Origin of the sequence: Actinomycetospora rhizophila, from assembly GCF_042657905.1 — a bacterium.
Classification (GTDB): domain Bacteria; phylum Actinomycetota; class Actinomycetes; order Mycobacteriales; family Pseudonocardiaceae; genus Actinomycetospora; species Actinomycetospora rhizophila.
Genome location: NZ_JBHSKG010000017.1, coordinates 86,643 through 103,427 on the forward strand (window position 1 = coordinate 86,643; position 16,785 = coordinate 103,427).

Consider the following 16,785-nt stretch of genomic DNA (forward strand, 5'->3'; position numbering starts at 1 on the left):
GACGTAGGCTGTCCGCGTGTCCGTGCCCGACGACCGCCCCGACGAGCCCGTCCCCTCCCCGGAAGCATCCCCGGACGACGCCCCGGACAGCACGAAGGAGCCCGCCGCGCCGGTGATGCTCGCGGCCTTCGAGGGCTGGAACGACGCCGGTGACGCGGCCAGCACGGCGGTCGAGCACCTCGCCCTGCACTGGGACGCCACCGAGCTCTCCGCGATCGACCCCGACGAGTACTACGACTTCCAGGTCTCGCGCCCCACGATGCGCCTGGTCGACGGCGTCAGCCGCGCGATCGACTGGCCCACCACCCGCCTGACCCGCTGCCGCCCGCCGGGGTCCGCCCAGGACCTCGTCCTCGTGCGCGGCATCGAGCCGAACATGCGGTGGCGCGCCTTCTGCGCCGAGATCATCGAGCACGCCCGCGAGCTGGGCGTCGGCACGGTGATCACGCTGGGTGCCCTGCTGGCCGACACGCCCCACACCCGTCCGGTGCCCGTCACCGGCACCTCGTTCGACAAGGCGTCGGCGGCCCGCTACCGGCTGCAGCGCTCGCGCTACCAGGGCCCCACCGGGATCGTCGGCGTGCTCCAGGACGCCTGCGTGCAGGCCGGGATCCCCGCGATCTCGTTCTGGGCCGCCGTGCCCCACTACGTCTCCCAGCCGCCCGCGCCCAAGGCCACGATCGCGCTGCTGCAGCGCGTCGAGGAGGTCCTCGACGTCGAGGTGCCCCTCGGCGGGCTGCCGGAGCAGGCCGAGAAGTGGGAGCGCACGGTCTCGGAGATGGCCGACGAGGACGACGAGGTGCGCGAGTACGTCAAGGCGCTCGAGGAGGCCGGCGACGCCGAGACCGACCTCGAGGAGGCCTCCGGCGAGGAGATCGCCGCGGACTTCGAGCGCTACCTGCGCCGCCGCGGTCCCGGTGGCGGGCCCGGGGGCACCGCCGGCGGCCCGCCCGGGCCCGGCAAGGGTCCCTGGGAGCGGTGACAGCGGCACCACCCCGCTCGGCACTCGGCCGCGTCCAGGTCGCGGCCCTCTACGCGGGCGCGTTCCTCGGACCGTTCGGCGGCGGCATCACCGCGTCGATGCTGCCCGAGCTCGGTGCCGACCTGGGGCTCTCGCCGTCGGCGGCGTCGGCCTCGCTGACCGCCTACCTGCTCCCGTTCGCGCTGCTCATGCTCGTGTCCGGCACGCTCGGCCAGCGGTGGGGTGCCGCGCGCACGGTCCGGTGGGCCTACGTGGCGTACGTGGTGTTCTCGCTGCTCGGGGCCGTGGCGGGCACCGGGTGGCTCTTCCTCGGCGCGCGGGCGCTGCAGGGCGCGGCCAACGCGTTCACCACGCCGCTGCTGCTCGCCTCGCTGGCCGCCGCCACCCCGCCGGAGCGCCTCGGCCGCTCGCTGGGCGTGATGGGCTCGCTGCAGGCGGCCGGGATGACCTTCGCGCCGCTGGTCGGCGGGCTCGCGGCGAGCGTCGACTGGCGCGCCGCGTTCGTCGGCGTCGCCGTCGTCGCCGCCCTGCTCGCGGTGGCCGGGCTGCCCGCCGACCCGCCCGCCGACCCGAACGGACGCCCCCGCCTGCGCGACGCCTGGACGCCCTCGGTGCTGCGGCTCGGGCTGGTCGCGGGGCTCGCGTGGGGCGCGCTGGGCGGGCTGTCGTTCCTCGTGGCGCTGCGCGTCGAGGACGCCTTCACCGTCGGCGCCGCGCTACGGGGCGCCCTGCTCACGGGCTTCGGGGTGTGCGGGCTGCTCACCGCGCGCCTCGTCGGCTCCGGGGTCGACCGCTTCGGGCCGCGCGTGACGGTGCGGGCCGGCGCGGTCGCGGGCGCGCTGCTCGTCGGCGCGGTCGGGGTGCTGCCGTCCGTGGTCGCCGTCGCCGCGGTCTGGGCGCTCGCCGGCGCGGCCGCGCAGCTGGTGCTCGTCGGCGTGAACACCCTCGTCCTGCGCGGCACCTCGGCGGGCGGGGTCTCGGTGGTCCAGGCCGGGCGCTTCCTCGGCGCCTCCGCCGCGCCGGCGGTGTTCCTCGGGCCCTACCACCTCTCCCCCGTCGCCGGGTTCGGGCTGGCCGCCGCGGTGCTGCTCGCGGCGGGCCTGCTCACCCCGCGCCGCTGAGCCGGCGCGCGCCCGGCAGCGCGAGGGCCGCGGCGGCGACCGCCGAGACGATCGCGAGGCCGGCGAGCGGGCCGGTGAGGCTGCCGTCCCCGGCGAGGGCGGACAGCAGGTAGGGCACCCCGAAGCCCAGGTAGGCGCAGGCGTAGAAGGTGCCGGTGAGGGCGCCGCGCTCGCTGGGCAGCGCCAGCTGCGCGACCATCGCCAGGCCCGACGCCAGGCACAGCCCGTAGCCCGCGCCGAGCAGCAGGGCCACCCCCAGCAGCAGCGGCCAGACCTCGAGGACCAGCGAGAGCAGCGCGAGCCCCAGCCCGGCCGCGCCGAGCGCCAGCCCCGTCGGACCCGCGCGCGCCGCCCCGAGACGGCGCTCCAGCGGCGGCACCAGCGCGCCCGTCGAGAGCGTCACGCCGGCGACGATCCCGGCGACCGCGACCGCGACGCCCGGCATCTGCGGGACGAGCAGCAGGGGCAGGACGGTGGCCGCCGTCGAGGGGAAGGCGAAGACCCCGACGGCGATCGGCACGACGACCAGCACGAACGCCCGTCGCGTGCCGGCCGGGACACCGAGGTTCACGACCGGGCCGCCGGAGCGTCGCCGCTCGGGGCCGAGCGTCTCCGGGACGCCGGGCAGCAGGGCGACCGCGCCGACCATCAGGGCGACGTGCACGAGGTAGGGCAGCACCGTCGGCAGCACGACCCATTGCCCCATCAGCCCGGCGACCAGCGGCCCGCTCGCCCAGCCGACCGCCAGCGCGATCGTGGTGAGGCGCGCCGAGCGTCCCGCCTCGCCGATCAGCTCCCCGAGCCAGGCGGTGCCGACGCTGAACACCACCCCGGACACCGCGCCCTGCAGGAACCGCCCGAGGAAGAGCACGAGCACCGACGACCCGGCGGCGAGGAAGAGCACGGACACCAGCCCGGCGAGCACCACGAACGGCAGGACGACCGGCCGGCGCCCGAACCGGTCGGACGCCGGGCCGGAGAGCAGCAGCGCCGGGATGAGCCCGGCGGCGTAGACCCCGAACGCCGCGGTCAGCGTCGTCGGCGCGAGCCCGAGGGTCTCCCGGTAGACCAGCAGCAGGGGCGTGGGGACGTTGGTGCCGAAGGCGACGACGAGCACGACCGTCCACAGTGCCCAGGGGGAGGCCCAGGGCGCGGCGACCGCACCCGTCCTCCGCGAGGTCCGCACGCCCATGCCCGGCACCCTGCCGTACGGCGAGGCCCAGCGGGGTCAGCGGGCGGTCTGCGCCGCGAGCGGGTCGAGGGTCGGCCCGCGCGGGAGGAGGTCGAGCACGGCGCGCGGGGCCGGGCGCGGAACCCCGAGGCCGAGTGCCGACGCCGCGGCCGGGTCGGGCACCGGGAAGACCCGTCCGCCGGCGTCGACGAGCACGGCGGGTCCGCCCGGCGGGGCGACGTGGGCGCCGCCGTTCGCGACCCAGGCACCGTCGAGGGGCGGGCCGACCAGCGGGGTGGGCTCGGCGGGCCCGGGCAGGGCGGGCGCGGCGAACACCGCCGCGGTGCCGGTCGCGTCCGGGCGCACGCACACCGTGGTGGCCGCGTCGTAGGTGACCGGGCGCGGGAACGTCGCGGGGTAGGCGCGGACGTCGACGACCGCGACCCGCGGGGTGCCCTCGAGGCGCCCGGCCGGTACGGCGGCGATCCCCGGGTCGGCGGCCGGGTCGGGGTTGGCGAACCGGGCGAGCTGCGCGACGACCGCGGGCACCTCCTGCACGCCGCCGGCGGCCACGAGGAAGAACCGGGTGCCGTCCGGGCTGACGACCGCGCCGATCGGGACGCCGAGCGCGGCGGTGCGCGGGTCGGTCGGCGCGGCGCCGGACCCGGGCACGGTGACCGGCACCAGCGGCGGGGCCTCGGGCAGCGTGCCGACCAGGGCGGGGCTCGCCACGCGGGCGCGGGCGCCGGTGAGCTCCAGCCCGCGCACCACCGCGCCGGCCTGCGGCGTGATGAGCGCCCGCCGTCCCTCGGTGACCAGCCAGAAGCGGTCGGCGTCGCGCAGGAGCAGGGCCTCGTCGGGGGCCAGCGGGCGTCCCGGTGAGGGCAGGCCGCCGAGCGCGACCGTCGTCAGCGCGGGGTCGGCGCCCGGGTCGGGCACCGAGGGGTCGAGCGTCACGCGGTCGCAGACGGCCCAGGCGTCGGGGGCCGGCGCGGCCGGCTCCGGCAGGACCGAGGGCGCGCCGGGGATGCCCGCCGGCGCCGTGCGGGGTGCCTCGGCGAGGAGGTCGTCGCGGACCGGGACCGGCGGGCCGAGGAGCCCGCCGGAGCCCGGGGCGTTGCCCGCGGTCGCCGCGAGCAGCCGCGCCGAGGTCAGGTTGAGCGCGGGGACGAGGCGGTCGGGCCCGTGGGCGACGGCGTACAGCGCGCCGGAGGGCTCGCCGCGCACGACCGCCTCGTCGCGCCAGCCCTCGTCACCCCGGACCAGCCCGACCACCGCGAACCCCACGAGCGCCAGCACGCCGAGCACGGCGCCGACGAGCAGCGCTCGGTTCTGCCGGCGGCCCGGATCGTGGCGCGGCGTCGGGTCGCGGCCCACCAGCGCGGACTCCAGCCGGCGCACCGCGAACCGGTGCGCCTGGACCTGCGTCGCGGTGGGCGGATCCGACGGCACAGCGCGATGCCTACCGCATCGGCGCGCCTCGCGTGGGCCGGTTGCCGCGGGCGCTGCGTGATCGCGGGGCGAGCGGCACGTCCGGCAGGTCGGGTAGCCCGTCGATCATGCGCGACGTGCCTCTCGCATGAGTGCGCCCCGAGGCCACAGCGCCCGGGAGCGTCACTCCGGGGCGCGGTGGGCCTCCAGGTCGGCGAGGTCGACCCACTCCAGCGTGCGGGCGTGGGTGGCCTCGAGGACGACCGGCGGGGCGACGCCGGCGTCCAGCGCCTCCTTCCACCGGCTCGCGCAGAGGCACCAGCGGTCGCCGGGCTGCAGGCCCGGGAACTGCGGGGCCGGGCGGGTGAGGTCGTTGCCCCGGGACGCGCTGAAGCTCAGGAACTCCGCGGTGACGCGGGCGCACACGGTGTGCACGCCCGCGTCGTCGGGACCGGTCTCGCAGCACCCGTCGCGGTAGAAGCCGGTGACGGGGTCGTGACTGCAGTCGGCGAGCTCGCTGCCGAGGACGTTGCGGGCCATGGGGTCTGCGTACCCGCGCAGCGCCTGCCGCAGCGCCTATCGCAGGGGCACGCCGAGCAGCGCGTCGACGGCCTCGGCGATCCGGGCCGGGCCCTCGGGGGTCCAGCCGGTGCTGCTGCGGCGGGCGAGCACCTCGTCGGCCCACGCGTCGAGGGCGGCGAGCGCCCCGGGCGTGTCGAGGTCGTCGGCGAGGTGGGCCCGCACGCGGGCCACGGTGTCCTCGGGGTCCGGGCCGGTGGGCGACGCGGCGGCCTCGCGCCAGCGGTGCAGGCGCGCCTGGCCGGCCGTGAGCAGCTCCGCGGTCCAGGACCGGTCGGTGCGCCAGTGCCCGGACAGCAGCGCGAGGCGGACGGCCATGGGGTCGACGCGGTCGGCGCGCAGGCGGGAGACGAAGACGAGGTTGCCCTTCGACTTCGACATCTTCTCGCCGTCGAGGCCGATCATCCCGGCGTGGCAGTAGTGCCGCGCCAGGGGGTGGGCGCCGGTGAGCGCCTCGGCGTGGGCGGACCCGAACTCGTGGTGCGGGAAGGCGAGGTCGGACCCGCCGCCCTGCACGTCGTACTGGTCGCCGAGGCGGTTCAGGGCGATCGCGGCGCACTCGACGTGCCAGCCGGGCCGGCCCTCGCCGAGGTCGGACGACCAGTGCGGCTCGCCCTCGCGGGCCATGCGCCACAGCAGAGCGTCGAGCGGGTGGCGCTTGCCCTTCCGCTCCGGGTCGCCGCCGCGCTGGGGGAAGACCTCGAGCATGCGCGCCTCGGAGTAGCGCGAGACGTAACCGAAGTCCCGGGTCGCGGTGTGGTCGTGGTAGACGTCCGGGAACTGCTCGTCGTCGGCGCGGTAGGCCGCGCCGCTGGCCAGGAGCTTGCCGACCAGCTCGCTGATCTCGTCGACGGCCTCGACGGCGCCGATGAACTCGCGCGGCGGCACGATCCGCAGCGCGGTCATGTCCTCGCGGAACAGCGCGGTCTCGCGCATCCCGAGGACCACCCAGTCGTCGCTGTCGCGCTCGGCCCGCTCGAGCAGGGGGTCGTCGATGTCGGTGACGTTCTGGACGTAGTGCACGTCGTGCCCCGCGTCGAGCCACAGCCGGTTGATGAGGTCGAACGCCAGGTAGGTCGCGGCGTGCCCGAGGTGGGTGGCGTCGTAGGGCGTGATCCCGCAGACGTACATCCGGGCCGTCGACCCGGGCGAGGTCGGCCGGATGCTGTCGCTCGCGGTGTCGTGCAGGCGCAGCGGGGGCGGGCTTCCGGGGACCCGCGGGATGTCGACCGATGACCAGGCTCGCATGGTCACGAGCCTAAGCCCGCCGCGCCGAAGAATCCGGTGCTCGTGGCGAACCGCTCGCCGCGCGGGCGCGAACACCCGGGTGGAACCCCGGCCGGGTCGTGTCAGCAGGGCCGTCGTGGGCGAGCACGCCGCCCCTGCACGGGATGACGGACCCGGCCGGGGTGGCCGGGAGCCGCGGGGGGGATCGGCTCCAGCCACGGTCGAGCGTACGCGGTGTCGCCCCCCGTGGTCGTGACGCCCGAGTGCGGGCGCGTCATTCACCCGATCAGGGTGTTCGTTCCTGGTCCGATGTGCTCAGCGTCGTCGTGCTCAGCGTCGTCGTCGGCTCGCCAGGTAATCGCTGACCACCGCGGCTCCGAGTCCGTCGAGGTCGGGGTTGACCACCCGCCCGCCGGCGCGCCGGGCGACGAGGTCCACGAACGCCTCCAGGCGCGGGTCCTCCCCCAGCATGAACACCGTCAGCGCCGCGTTCAGCCGGGCCAGCGCGTCGACCTCCCCCAGCGTCGCCCGCAGCGTCTCCGGGCTCGGCGGGTAGTCGAACACCGCGTGCCCGTCGGGCTCGAGGTGCGCGGTCGGTTCGCCGTCGGTGACGACGAGGACGACCGGCGCCGCATCGGCGTTCTTCCGCAGGTGCTTCCCGGCCAGCAGGAGCGCGTGGTGCAGGTTCGTGCCCTGCTCCCAGGCTCCTTCCAGCGCGGTCAGCTCGCCGAGCTCGACCTCCTTGGCGTGGCGCCCGAAGGTGACGAGCTGCAGGGCGTCGCCGCGGAACCGCGTCGAGACCAGGTGGTGCAGGGCCAGGGCGGTGCGCTTCATCGGCACCCACCGGCCGTCGGCCACCATCGACCACGACGTGTCGACGCATAGCGCCACCGCGGCCCGCGTGCGCTGCTCGGTCTCCACGATCTCCACGTCGGTGACGTCGAGGGCCCGCGCGTCCCCGGAGGCGTGCCGCATCTCCGCGTTCAGCAGCGTCCGGGGCACGTCCCACTGCTCCGTGTCGCCGAACGACCAGGGCCGGGTGGCACCGGTGGCCTCGCCCGCCGCACCGGAACGCTGCGTCTCCCGCTCGCCCCGGCGCGTGGACAGCGAGCCGACGACGTCGCGTAGCGAAGACTGCCCGAGCTGGCGCAGCGCCTTCGGCGAGAGCATCAACGAGCCGTCCGCCGCGCGTTGGAACACCCCCTGCCGCTCGAGCTCCCGCTGCAGCTCCGACAGACGCTGCGCGTCGACGCGGGCCTGCTCGCCGAGCGTCGCCTCGAGCGCCTCCAGGTCGATGTCCTCCATGCGCGCGCCCGGGTAGGACTGCGAGAGCTGCTCGGCCAGCGCGTCCATCTGCCCGAGCTGTTCCATGGCGCGGGTCGCCTCGCCCATGCCGAGCGGGTCCTCGCCGCGGAAGCGGCCGCGGCCCTGCCAGTCCTCGCCGGGGCGCAGGCCCTGGAGCTGCTGGTCGAGCCGCCCGAGCTGCTCGGCCAGCCGCGGGTCGCCGAAGGCCTGCTGCATGAGGCCCTCGAGCTCGGCACGCTGCTCGGCCGACAGCGAGTTCATCATCCGCTGGGCCGCCGCCGACCGTTCCGCGAGCAGGTCGATCAGCTCGTCGGTGTTCGCGGGGTTCTCCGGGAAGTACTGGCCGTGCTTGTCCATGAACTCGCGGAACTGGTCCGCGGTGTCCTCGCCCCGGCCGTGCGCCTCGAGCAGGTCGTTGAGGTCGGAGATCATCTCGCGGACGGCCTCGACGTCCTGTGGGGTGGCGTTCTCCATCGCCTGCTTCATGCCCTGGAACCGCTGGTCGAGCGCCTCCCGGCCGAGCAGGTCGCGGATCTGCTCGTAGGCCTGGCGCGCCTCGGCGTTGCGCCAGTCGTAGTCCTCCAGCTCGCGCACCGCGCCCGCCGGCGACGGCGGCAGGGCGTCGAGCTGCATCTCGCGGAACCGGGCGTCGTCGGAGTCCTCGGCCTGCAGGGAGTTGCGCTCGGCCTCCAGCGCCTGCTCGAGCAGCTCGCGGACCTCCTGCAGCGTGCCGTCGAGACGGTGCTCGCGCTGCAGCCTGCTGCGCTGCTCGTTGAGCCGGCGCATGAGGTCGTCGAGACCCCGCTGCTCGCCCAGCCCGCGGCGCATCAGCTCCTGCATCGCCTGCCGCGGCGAGGTGCCCTCCATGACGTCGCGGCCCAGCTCGTCCATCGCCTCGCGCAGGTCGAACGGCGGGGCGAGCGGGTCGGGACCGTCGTAGAAGCGTCCGTAGGAGTACCGCCCCGGACCTGGCTGGTCAGCCGCCATAGGCCACCGTTCCCTCGTCCGCGTCGTCGTCCTTGGCCAGCTTGCGCGTGAGGTAGAGGTGCTCGAGCGCCAGCTCGACCGCGCTGGCCAGCGGCCCGGGCGCCTCGGTGCCCGCGGCGCCGAGCCGCTCCGCGATCGTGTAGACCACCGAGATCGACGGCAGCGCGTCGACCACCTGGCGGGCGGCGACCCGGTCGCCGGTGACGACCCGGCGGTCGCCCTCGAGCGCGCTGACGCCGTCGGCCAGCGGGGACAGGTCGACCCCGGCCAGCCGGGCGCGCGCGGTCTCGGTGATCGCGCGGCGCAGCAGGTGGGTGAGGAGCTCGGCCTCGCGGCCCTCCTCCCCCGACTCGAACTCGAGCTTGCCGCGCAGCACCGGCGGCACCGACTCGAGGTCGACGGGACGGGCCACGGCGGCGTCCTCGCCGGTGACCGCGGCCCGGCGCAGCGCGGCGGCCGCGACCGTCTCGGCCGCGGCGATCGAGAAGCGGGCGGACACGCCGCTGCGCTGGTCGACCGCGCCCGACGCGCGCAGGTGGCGGGTGAAGCGCGCGAGGACCTCGACGAGGTGGTCGGGCACCTCGGCCACGAGCTGGGCCTCCTGGCGGACCAGTGCGACCTCGCCGGCGACCTCGAGCGGGTAGTGGGTGCGGACCTCGGCGCCGAACCGGTCCTTGAGCGGGGTGATGATCCGCCCGCGGTTGGTGTAGTCCTCGGGGTTCGCGCTGGCCACGAGCATGATGTCCAGCGGCAGGCGCAGCGTGTAGCCGCGGACCTGGATGTCGCGCTCCTCCATGACGTTGAGCAGCGCGACCTGGATGCGCTCGGCGAGGTCGGGCAGCTCGTTGATCGTCACGATGCCGCGGTGGGCGCGGGGCACGAGGCCGTAGTGGATGGTCTCGGGGTCGCCGAGGCTGCGGCCCTCGGCGACCTTGACCGGGTCGACGTCGCCGATGAGGTCGGCGACGCTGGTGTCGGGCGTGGCGAGCTTCTCGGCGTAGCGCTCGGAGCGGTGCCGCCAGGTGATGGGCAGGTCGTCGCCGAGCTCGGCGACGCGGCGCCGGCCGGCCGGGGTGATCGGGTCGGCGGGGTGCTCGCCCAGCTCGGAACCCTCGATGACCGGGGTCCACTCGTCGAGCAGGTTCACGAGGCTGCGCAGCAGCCGCGTCTTGCCCTGACCGCGCTCGCCGAGCAGCACCACGTCGTGCCCGGCGAGGACCGCGCGCTCGAACTGCGGCAGGACGGTGCGGTCGAACCCGACGATCCCCGGCCAGGGGTCGCTGCCGTTGCGGGAGCCCGCGCGCAGGCGGGCCAGCAGGTTGTCACGCAGCTCGGTCCGCACGCTGCGGACGCTCGCCGCCGGGTGGTCGCTGCGGGCCAGCTCGCCGGCGGTGGTGGGGAGATCGGTGGGAACGGAGGGAGCAGCAGAAGAGCTCACCTCTCCACGCTACGTCGCCGATCGTGATCCGGCTCCCCGCTTCTGCCCGCAGTGAACGGCGGGAGCGGTTCCCCGCGCCCGGTGCGCCCGATCCGTCGCCGGCGTCGGGACCCCCCGAAGGTGTCGCGCGACGCGCCGTCACGCTGCGTGTGCTGTGAACACTCACCGGAGTTGACTGCGTCCGCTCCCCCGCGCGGGGCGGGAGGGGCGTGAGTGATCGGTGGAAGATCATGCAGCGATCCAGCAAGTACGCGCTCGTGGCCGCGATCTCGGGCCTGCTCCTGCTCGGGCCCGCCGGGCCGGCGCTCGCGGTGCCGTCGGGGACCGGCTCCTCGCAGATCGACGTCGTCCCCGTGGGCGCGGCGACCGGCGACGGGTCCGCGCAGCTCGTCGAGCCGCAGCTGGACGTGGTGCCGGCCCCGCCGGTGTCCCCGTCGGTGCTGTGGTGGACCGCCGGCGGGTTCGGCGTGCTGGTCGCGGCTGCCGTCGCGGGCCGCCGTCCCGCGCCGCGGCGGTGAACCGGCACCGTCGCGAGGAGCCGGCCCGGATCGACCCGTCCCTCGCCGTCCGCGCACTGGCCGTGCTCGCGTTCGTCCTCAGCGCCGTCTGCGCGGCGGTGGGGGTGGCGACCGCGACGTCGGAGGGCGCCGGCGCGACCGCCGACCCGTGCCCGCCGGTCGCGACGCCGTGGCACGCCGACGCGGAGCCGATGGCCGCGTCGGACCCGGTGGCGATCACCGTCGACCGGATCGACGCCTGCTCCTCGCTCGTGCCGGTCGGTGTCGACGCGCAGCGGCGGATCGAGGTGCCCTCGGTGCACACCCCGCGCCAGGCCGCCTGGTACCGCCACGGGCCGACACCCGGCGAGCGCGGTCCGGCCGTCGTGGTCGGGCACGTCGACGGCGACGGCGGGCGCGGGGTCTTCGCCGACCTCGCCGACGCCACCGCCGGCGACCGGATCACGATCACCCGCCGCGACGGCTCGCTCGCCGTGTTCACCGTGACCGCCACCGTGCAGGTCTCGAAGAACTGGTTCCCGACCCGCGACGTGTACGGCGACACCGCCGGCCCCGAGCTGCGGCTCATCACGTGCGGGGGCGCGCTGGACGCCACCGGGCGCTCCTCCGAGGACAACGTGATCGTCTACGCGCAGCTCACCGGGCGCGGCTGATCGATGCCACCGCCGCCCGCGAAGTAGCGTCCTGCCCATGGGCAGGATGGACGACAGGGTCGCGGTCGTGACCGGCGCCGGGCGCGGCATCGGGCGGGCGATCAGCGAGAAGCTCGCGGCCGAGGGCGCCACCGTCGTCGCCACCGACGTCGACGGCGACACCGCGCGGCAGACCGCGGCGGCGCTGGGGCACGGCGCGCTCGGCCTCGCCACCGACGTCGCCTCCCGCGCGTCGGTCGAGGAGATGGTCGGCACCGTCCGCGAGCGCTTCGGGCGCATCGACGTGCTGGTCAACAACGCCGGCTGGGACAGGGCGGGCCCGTTCGTCGACTCCGACCCCGCCGACTGGGACAAGGTCATCGCGATCAACCTCTACGGCGTCCTGCACACGTCGAAGGCCGTGCTCCCGATCATGGCCGAGCAGGGCGGCGGGCGGGTGGTCAACCTCGCCTCCGACGCCGGCCGGGTCGGCTCGTCCGGCGAGGCCGTGTACTCCGCGGCCAAGGGCGGGGTCATCGCGTTCACCAAGACCTGTGCCCGCGAGATGGCCCGCCACGGCATCGGCGTCAACTGCGTGTGTCCCGGCCCCACCGACACCGCGCTGTTCGCGGAGTTCGCCGGGGACAGCCCGAAGCTGCGCGAGGCCCTGACCAAGGCGATCCCGCTGCGCCGCCTCGCCCAGCCCGAGGACCTCGCGGGCGCCGTCGTCTTCCTCGCCTCGGACGAGGCCGCCTACATCACCGGCCAGACGCTGAGCGTCAGCGGCGGCCTCTCGATGAGCTGAGCACCGACATCCCCGGACAAGGAGACCCGACGTTGTACGAGGACTACCAGCAGCTGACCTTCGAGCGCCGCGACCACGGCGTCCTGCTCATCACGATCAACCGGCCGGACAAGTACAACGCGGCCGACGAGGTGCTCCACGGCGAGCTGGCCCGCGTGTGGCGGGACGTGGGCGCCGACGACGCCACCCGCGTCGCGGTGATCACCGGGGCCGGCAAGGCGTTCTCGGCGGGCGGCGACCTCGCCATGGTCGAGCGCATGGCGGGAAACTACGACGGCGTCCAGCACATGCTGCGCGAGATGTCCGACCTCGTCTACAACATCATCGACTGCGACAAGCCGATCATCTCGGCGATCAACGGGGTCGCCGTCGGGGCGGGCGTCGTCGTGGCCCTGCTCGCCGACGTCGCGATCGCCGCCGAGGACGCGAAGCTCGGCGACGGGCACGTCAAGCTCGGCGTCGCGGCGGGCGACCACGCCGCGATCATCTGGCCCTTGCTCGCGGGCATGGCCAAGGCGCGCTACTACCTGCTCACCGGCGAGATGGTCACCGGCGCCGAGGCCGAGCGGCTCGGCATGGTCGCCAAGGCGCTGCCGCGCGACCAGGTGCTCGAGGAGGCGCTGCGCGTCGCCGACACCCTGGGCACCGGCTCGCAGCAGGCCATCCGGCTCACCAAGCGCAGCCTCAACAACTGGCTGCGCAGCGCCGGGCCGACCTTCGACCAGTCGGCGGCCTACGAGATGCTGACCTTCCTGGGCCCCGACGTCGTCGAGGGCTACACCGCCCTGCGGGAGAAGCGCGCGCCGCGGTTCCCCTCGGCCGCCGACTGAGCGCGCACACGCCGCACGGACCGCGCGATCCCGAGCAGCGCCACCAGCCACACCGGCACCTGCACGAGCATGGCGGCCCGGAAGGCGTCGAGCGTGTAGGTGTCGGGGGTGCCGGCGCCCTGCAGGTCGAGGACGACGCCGACGACCAGGACGACGGCGACGGTGGAGACGAAGCCGCCGACGTTGACGATCCCCGAGGCGCGCCCGATGCGCTGCGGCGGGACCGCGGCGCGGGCGATGTCGAAGGCGACCAGCGACGCCGGCCCGCCGCCGCCCAGCACGACCACGTGCAGGGCGAGCAGCACCAGCGGCGCCGGGCCGGGCCACGCGAGGACGACGAGCCACGACGCGGCCTGGGCGAGCGTGCACACGACGATCAGGCGGACCCGCTGCGCCGGGAAGCGCCCGGCGAGCGTGCCGACCAGCGGGCCGATCGCGATGCCCGCGGCGACGTAGAGCACGAGCAGGCCGCGGGCGGTCCCGCCGGCGAGGCCCTCGCCGCCGGTGAGGAACGGGAAGCCCCAGAGCAGCCCGAACACGTTGCCGGGGAACGGCGCGGCGAGGTGGCACCAGAAGGCGAGCTTCACGCCGGGCTCGCGCAGGGCCGCGCCGAGGCCGCCCTGCACCGCCGGGCTGTCCACACCGGTCGAGCTCCGCTCCGCTCCGTCTCCCGCCGGTGCCGCGGCTCCCGCCGGCCCGTCGCGCACCACGGCGACGACGAGGACGGCGACGAGCACCGCGGTGCCGCCCGCGGCGAGGTAGGCGGGCGTCCAGCCGGTGCCGAGGACCAGCGCGGCGAGCGGGACCGCCGAGATCACCTGGCCGAGCTGGCCGAGGATGCCGGCGAGCTGGTTGAGCAGGGGCACCCGGCGCGCCGGGAACCACGACGGGATGAGCCGCAGGACGCTGACGAAGGTCACCGCGTCGCCGGCGCCGACGAGCATGCGCCCGGCGACGGCCAGCCAGAACGGGGCCGCGAGCGCGAGCACGACCTGCCCGACGGCGACGAGCACGGCGCCGCCGGCGATGACCTTGCGGGGGCCGACGCGGTCGACGAGCACGCCGGCCGGGATCTGCAGCGCCGCGTACACGGCGAGCTGGACGACCGCGAGCAGCGACAGCACGCCCGACGAGACGTCGAAGCGCTCGGCGGCGGTGACGCCGGTGGCCGCGAGCGACGAGCGTCCGAGGACCGCGGCGACGTAGGCGACGACCGCGACGGCCCAGACGGCGAGCGCCCGCCCGGACCGGCGCGGGGGAACGGGCGTGCTCACAGGACGCGCGTCCCCCCGACGGGCAGGTCCCAGAGGTCGGCGCGGTCGCGCCCGGCGCGCGCCCACTCCTCGCGGACCCGCTCGAGCGGCTCGAGCACCGGTTCGCCCGAGAGCGTGAAGGTGCCCCAGTGGATCGGGACGACGTGGCGCGCGCCGAGGTCGCCCGCGGCCCGGACCGCCTCGGCGGGGTCCATGTGCACCCCGCGCAGCAGCCGGCGGGGCGCGTAGGCGCCGACCGGCAGCACGGCGACCGCGATGTGCCGGTGCCGGGCCCCGATGCGCGCCGGGAAGGGCCCGTAGCCGGTGTCGCCGGCGTGGAGCACGCTGCGGCCGTCGGCGCCGGTGACCACCCAGCCGCCCCACAGCCGCCGGCAGGTGTCGAACAGCGTGCGCCGCGACCAGTGGTGGGCGGGCACGAACTCGATCCGCACCCCGCCCAGCGCGACGTCCTCCCACCAGTCGAGCTCGGTGACGTCGGTGAACCCGCGGCGGGCGAACCAGGGCGCGCTGCCGCCCCCGACGAGCACGGGCGTGGAGCGCGGCAGGCGCCGCAGGGTGGGGGCGTCGAGGTGGTCGTAGTGGTCGTGGCTGATGAGCACCGCGTCCAGCGGGGGCAGCTGCTCGGGGCTCAGGGCCGGCGCGGTCAGCCGGCGGCGGGCGCCGGGGATCCCGCCGACCAGCACCGGGTCGACGAGCAGCGTGACGTCGTCGACGTGGAGCAGCACCGAGGCGTGGCCCAGCCAGGTCACCGCGATCCGGCCCGGCCCGACCGCGGGGTACGGGTCGGCCGCGACCACCGGCACCCGCGCGCCGTCGCGCTCGGCGTGCGGCGGGAACGCCCGGAAGAGCTCGAACGCCTCGAGCGGGTTCAGCAGGTCGGCGGTGCGCCGGTGGTGGAAGTCGCGCGGCCAGCGCGGGTCGCGGCGTGCGGACGGCACGGCGGGATACCTCGGATCCGGGCTATGTGAGCACTTTCCGGGCCTATGGGCCCGGAAAGTGCTCACATGGGGTCGGGACGGGCTAGAAGGCGGGCCACGGGATCGGGGGCCACCGACCGCCGGGCGCGGGGAGCTCGTTCGCGTCGAGGAGCCGCGAGACCCGCGAGCGCAGGGCGCTGACCTCGGCGCGCGTGAGGTGGTCGTGCAGGGTGTCGTCCAGCCCGGCGGCGTTGCCCGGGGACAGCGCGGCGCGCAGCCGGTGCAGGCCCTCGACGACGTCGTCCGTCAGCGGCTCGCCGACCCAGCCCCACAGCACCGTGCGCAGCTTCTCCTCGCGGTGCAGGCAGATGCCGTGGTCGACGCCGTAGACGCCGCCGTCGATCCCGGCGAGGACGTGCCCGCCCTTGCGGTCGGCGTTGTTCACGACGACGTCGAGCGCGGCCATGCGCCGCAGGGCGGGGTCGTCGGCGTGGACGAGCAGCGCGGGATCGCCGTCCATGCCGCGGGCCCGAAGCACCGTGCGCCAGTTCTCGTCCACGTCCTTCGGCGCCAGGATGTCGACCAGCTCGCGCTCGTCGTCGGTCTCGATCCAGCGCTGCACCATGCCGGGCCCGAACGGCCCGTCGCGCAGCACGGTCGGGGGCACCACGCGGAAGCCGGCGGCCTCGCTGACGAGGAAGGTCGCCACCTCGCGGCCCGCGAGCGTGCCGTCCGGGAAGTCCCAGAGCGGGCGCTCGCCGCGCACCGGCTTGTAGACACAGCGCTCCTCGACCCCGTTGGTCGAGATCGAGCACAGCAGCGTGGTGTTGGAGGCCTCGGTGAGCCGGCCCTCGACCTCGATGCGGCCGTGGAGCAGCAGCTCCAGGGCGTCGTGGGTGGTCTCGTCCGTCGGCTGGTGGCCGTGCGTCTCCCGGTCCACGCGCCTACTCGGGGGTCGTCACGCGGCGGTAGCCGTTCTGGCGGGGGCAGACGTGGCCCGCGGCGTCGAGCGGCTGGGTGCACAGGGGGCACAGGCGGCGCCCGGCGCCGACGACCCGCTCGGCGCGGGTCGCGAAGGCGCGGGCCCCGGCCGGCGAGAGGAACACGCGCAGGGCGTCGGGACCCTCGTCGGTGTCGTCGAGGACGACCGACTCGTCGATCTCCTCCTCGGTGACCGCGAGGAGCTCGACGACGACGTTGCGCGACTCGGCGTCCCAGCCCAGGCCCATCGTGCCGACCCGGAACTCCTCCTCCACCGGGACCTCGAGCGGCGAGGTGTCGACCTCGTCCTCGGGCACCGTGACGGGGACGTCGGCGCCGAAGCGGCGCGAGACCTCCTCGAGCAGGGTGCCGATCCGCTCCGAGAGCACGGAGACCTGCTGCTTCTCGAGCAGCACGCTCACCTTCCGGGCCTGCTCGGTGGCCTGGAGGTAGAAGGAGCGCTCGCCGGGCTGCCCGACGGTGCCGGCGACGAACCGGTCGGGCTGGCGGAAGACGTGGATCACCCTGGGCATGACATCTCGATCGTAGGACTCCGGGCAGGGCACCGCTGGAGGACGGTGTCCTCT

The 16,785-nt window shown here is 75.8% G+C and carries 16 protein-coding genes; 6 read left to right on the top strand and 10 right to left on the bottom strand.

The window, feature by feature from the left end; translation table 11 throughout:
• Window positions 1–115 precede the first annotated feature (115 nt).
• Together ACFPK1_RS25630 and ACFPK1_RS25635 are read left to right on the top strand one after the other, a co-directional pair.
• Entirely contained in the window at window positions 116–982 is an 867-nt protein-coding gene (locus ACFPK1_RS25630; RefSeq protein ID WP_378023858.1) for a PAC2 family protein, read from the top strand.
• Complete coding sequence (locus ACFPK1_RS25635; RefSeq protein WP_378023783.1) at window positions 979–2,103, top strand: MFS transporter; 1,125 nt, start codon at window positions 979–981, stop codon at window positions 2,101–2,103. The genes ACFPK1_RS25630 and ACFPK1_RS25635 overlap by 4 nt, the downstream gene beginning before the upstream one ends.
• Here ACFPK1_RS25635 and ACFPK1_RS25640 read toward each other — a convergent pair.
• The 6 genes from ACFPK1_RS25640 to ACFPK1_RS25665 form a co-directional block, all read right to left on the bottom strand.
• Complete coding sequence (locus tag ACFPK1_RS25640; RefSeq protein ID WP_378023784.1) at window positions 2,087–3,295, bottom strand: MFS transporter; 1,209 nt, start codon at window positions 3,293–3,295, stop codon at window positions 2,087–2,089. The genes ACFPK1_RS25635 and ACFPK1_RS25640 overlap by 17 nt on opposite strands.
• Before the next feature lie 36 nt (window positions 3,296–3,331).
• A complete protein-coding gene (gene eccB, locus ACFPK1_RS25645; RefSeq protein ID WP_378023785.1) occupies window positions 3,332–4,726 on the bottom strand; it encodes a type VII secretion protein EccB in 1,395 nt (464 codons plus the stop codon).
• A 162-nt stretch (window positions 4,727–4,888) separates the two neighbouring features.
• Window positions 4,889–5,245 carry a DUF2237 family protein gene (locus ACFPK1_RS25650; RefSeq protein WP_378023786.1) on the bottom strand — a complete coding sequence of 119 codons (357 nt, stop codon included), beginning with the start codon at window positions 5,243–5,245 and terminating at the stop codon, window positions 4,889–4,891.
• Window positions 5,246–5,281: 36 nt separating this feature from the next.
• Entirely contained in the window at window positions 5,282–6,532 is a 1,251-nt protein-coding gene (mshC, locus tag ACFPK1_RS25655; RefSeq protein ID WP_378023787.1) for a cysteine--1-D-myo-inosityl 2-amino-2-deoxy-alpha-D-glucopyranoside ligase, read from the bottom strand.
• 309 nt (window positions 6,533–6,841) lie between these two features.
• The gene (locus ACFPK1_RS25660; RefSeq protein ID WP_378023788.1) at window positions 6,842–8,803 is read right to left on the bottom strand and encodes a VWA domain-containing protein; all 1,962 of its coding nucleotides are present in this window, start codon (window positions 8,801–8,803) and stop codon (window positions 6,842–6,844) included.
• A complete protein-coding gene (locus tag ACFPK1_RS25665) occupies window positions 8,793–10,241 on the bottom strand; it encodes an ATP-binding protein (protein WP_378023789.1) in 1,449 nt (482 codons plus the stop codon). The genes ACFPK1_RS25660 and ACFPK1_RS25665 overlap by 11 nt, the downstream gene beginning before the upstream one ends.
• Window positions 10,242–10,450: 209 nt before the next feature.
• On the opposite strand from ACFPK1_RS25665, the gene ACFPK1_RS25670 reads away from it, so the two are divergent.
• From ACFPK1_RS25670 to ACFPK1_RS25685, 4 genes are read left to right on the top strand one after another with little or no spacing between them, the layout of a single operon-like run.
• A complete protein-coding gene (locus ACFPK1_RS25670; protein ID WP_378023790.1) occupies window positions 10,451–10,759 on the top strand; it encodes a hypothetical protein in 309 nt (102 codons plus the stop codon).
• Window positions 10,756–11,412 carry a class F sortase gene (locus ACFPK1_RS25675; protein WP_378023791.1) on the top strand — a complete coding sequence of 219 codons (657 nt, stop codon included), beginning with the start codon at window positions 10,756–10,758 and terminating at the stop codon, window positions 11,410–11,412. The genes ACFPK1_RS25670 and ACFPK1_RS25675 overlap by 4 nt, the downstream gene beginning before the upstream one ends.
• Window positions 11,413–11,449: 37 nt before the next feature.
• Window positions 11,450–12,196: an SDR family NAD(P)-dependent oxidoreductase gene (locus ACFPK1_RS25680; RefSeq protein WP_378023792.1), complete on the top strand. Its 747-nt coding sequence runs from the start codon at window positions 11,450–11,452 to the stop codon at window positions 12,194–12,196.
• 32 nt (window positions 12,197–12,228) lie between these two features.
• A complete protein-coding gene (locus ACFPK1_RS25685) occupies window positions 12,229–13,026 on the top strand; it encodes an enoyl-CoA hydratase/isomerase family protein (protein WP_378023793.1) in 798 nt (265 codons plus the stop codon).
• On the opposite strand, the gene ACFPK1_RS25690 is transcribed toward ACFPK1_RS25685, so the two are convergent.
• The 4 genes from ACFPK1_RS25690 to ACFPK1_RS25705 all read right to left on the bottom strand — a co-directional run bounded on the left by ACFPK1_RS25690 (window position 12,972) and on the right by ACFPK1_RS25705 (window position 16,731).
• Window positions 12,972–14,300 carry an MFS transporter gene (locus tag ACFPK1_RS25690; protein ID WP_378023794.1) on the bottom strand — a complete coding sequence of 443 codons (1,329 nt, stop codon included), beginning with the start codon at window positions 14,298–14,300 and terminating at the stop codon, window positions 12,972–12,974. The two genes, ACFPK1_RS25685 and ACFPK1_RS25690, sit on opposite strands and share 55 nt — an antisense overlap.
• Window positions 14,297–15,238, bottom strand: coding sequence for an MBL fold metallo-hydrolase (locus tag ACFPK1_RS25695; RefSeq protein WP_378023795.1), 942 nt, complete (start codon window positions 15,236–15,238; stop codon window positions 14,297–14,299). Before ACFPK1_RS25695 ends, ACFPK1_RS25690 begins: the two co-directional genes overlap by 4 nt.
• A gap of 82 nt (window positions 15,239–15,320) precedes the next feature.
• Window positions 15,321–16,157 (bottom strand): SCO1664 family protein, encoded by an 837-nt coding sequence (locus ACFPK1_RS25700; protein ID WP_378023796.1) that lies wholly within the window; start codon window positions 16,155–16,157, stop codon window positions 15,321–15,323.
• Between the two features lie 4 nt (window positions 16,158–16,161).
• Window positions 16,162–16,731, bottom strand: coding sequence for a DUF3090 domain-containing protein (locus ACFPK1_RS25705; protein ID WP_378023797.1), 570 nt, complete (start codon window positions 16,729–16,731; stop codon window positions 16,162–16,164).
• Between the last annotated feature and the right edge of the window lie 54 nt (window positions 16,732–16,785).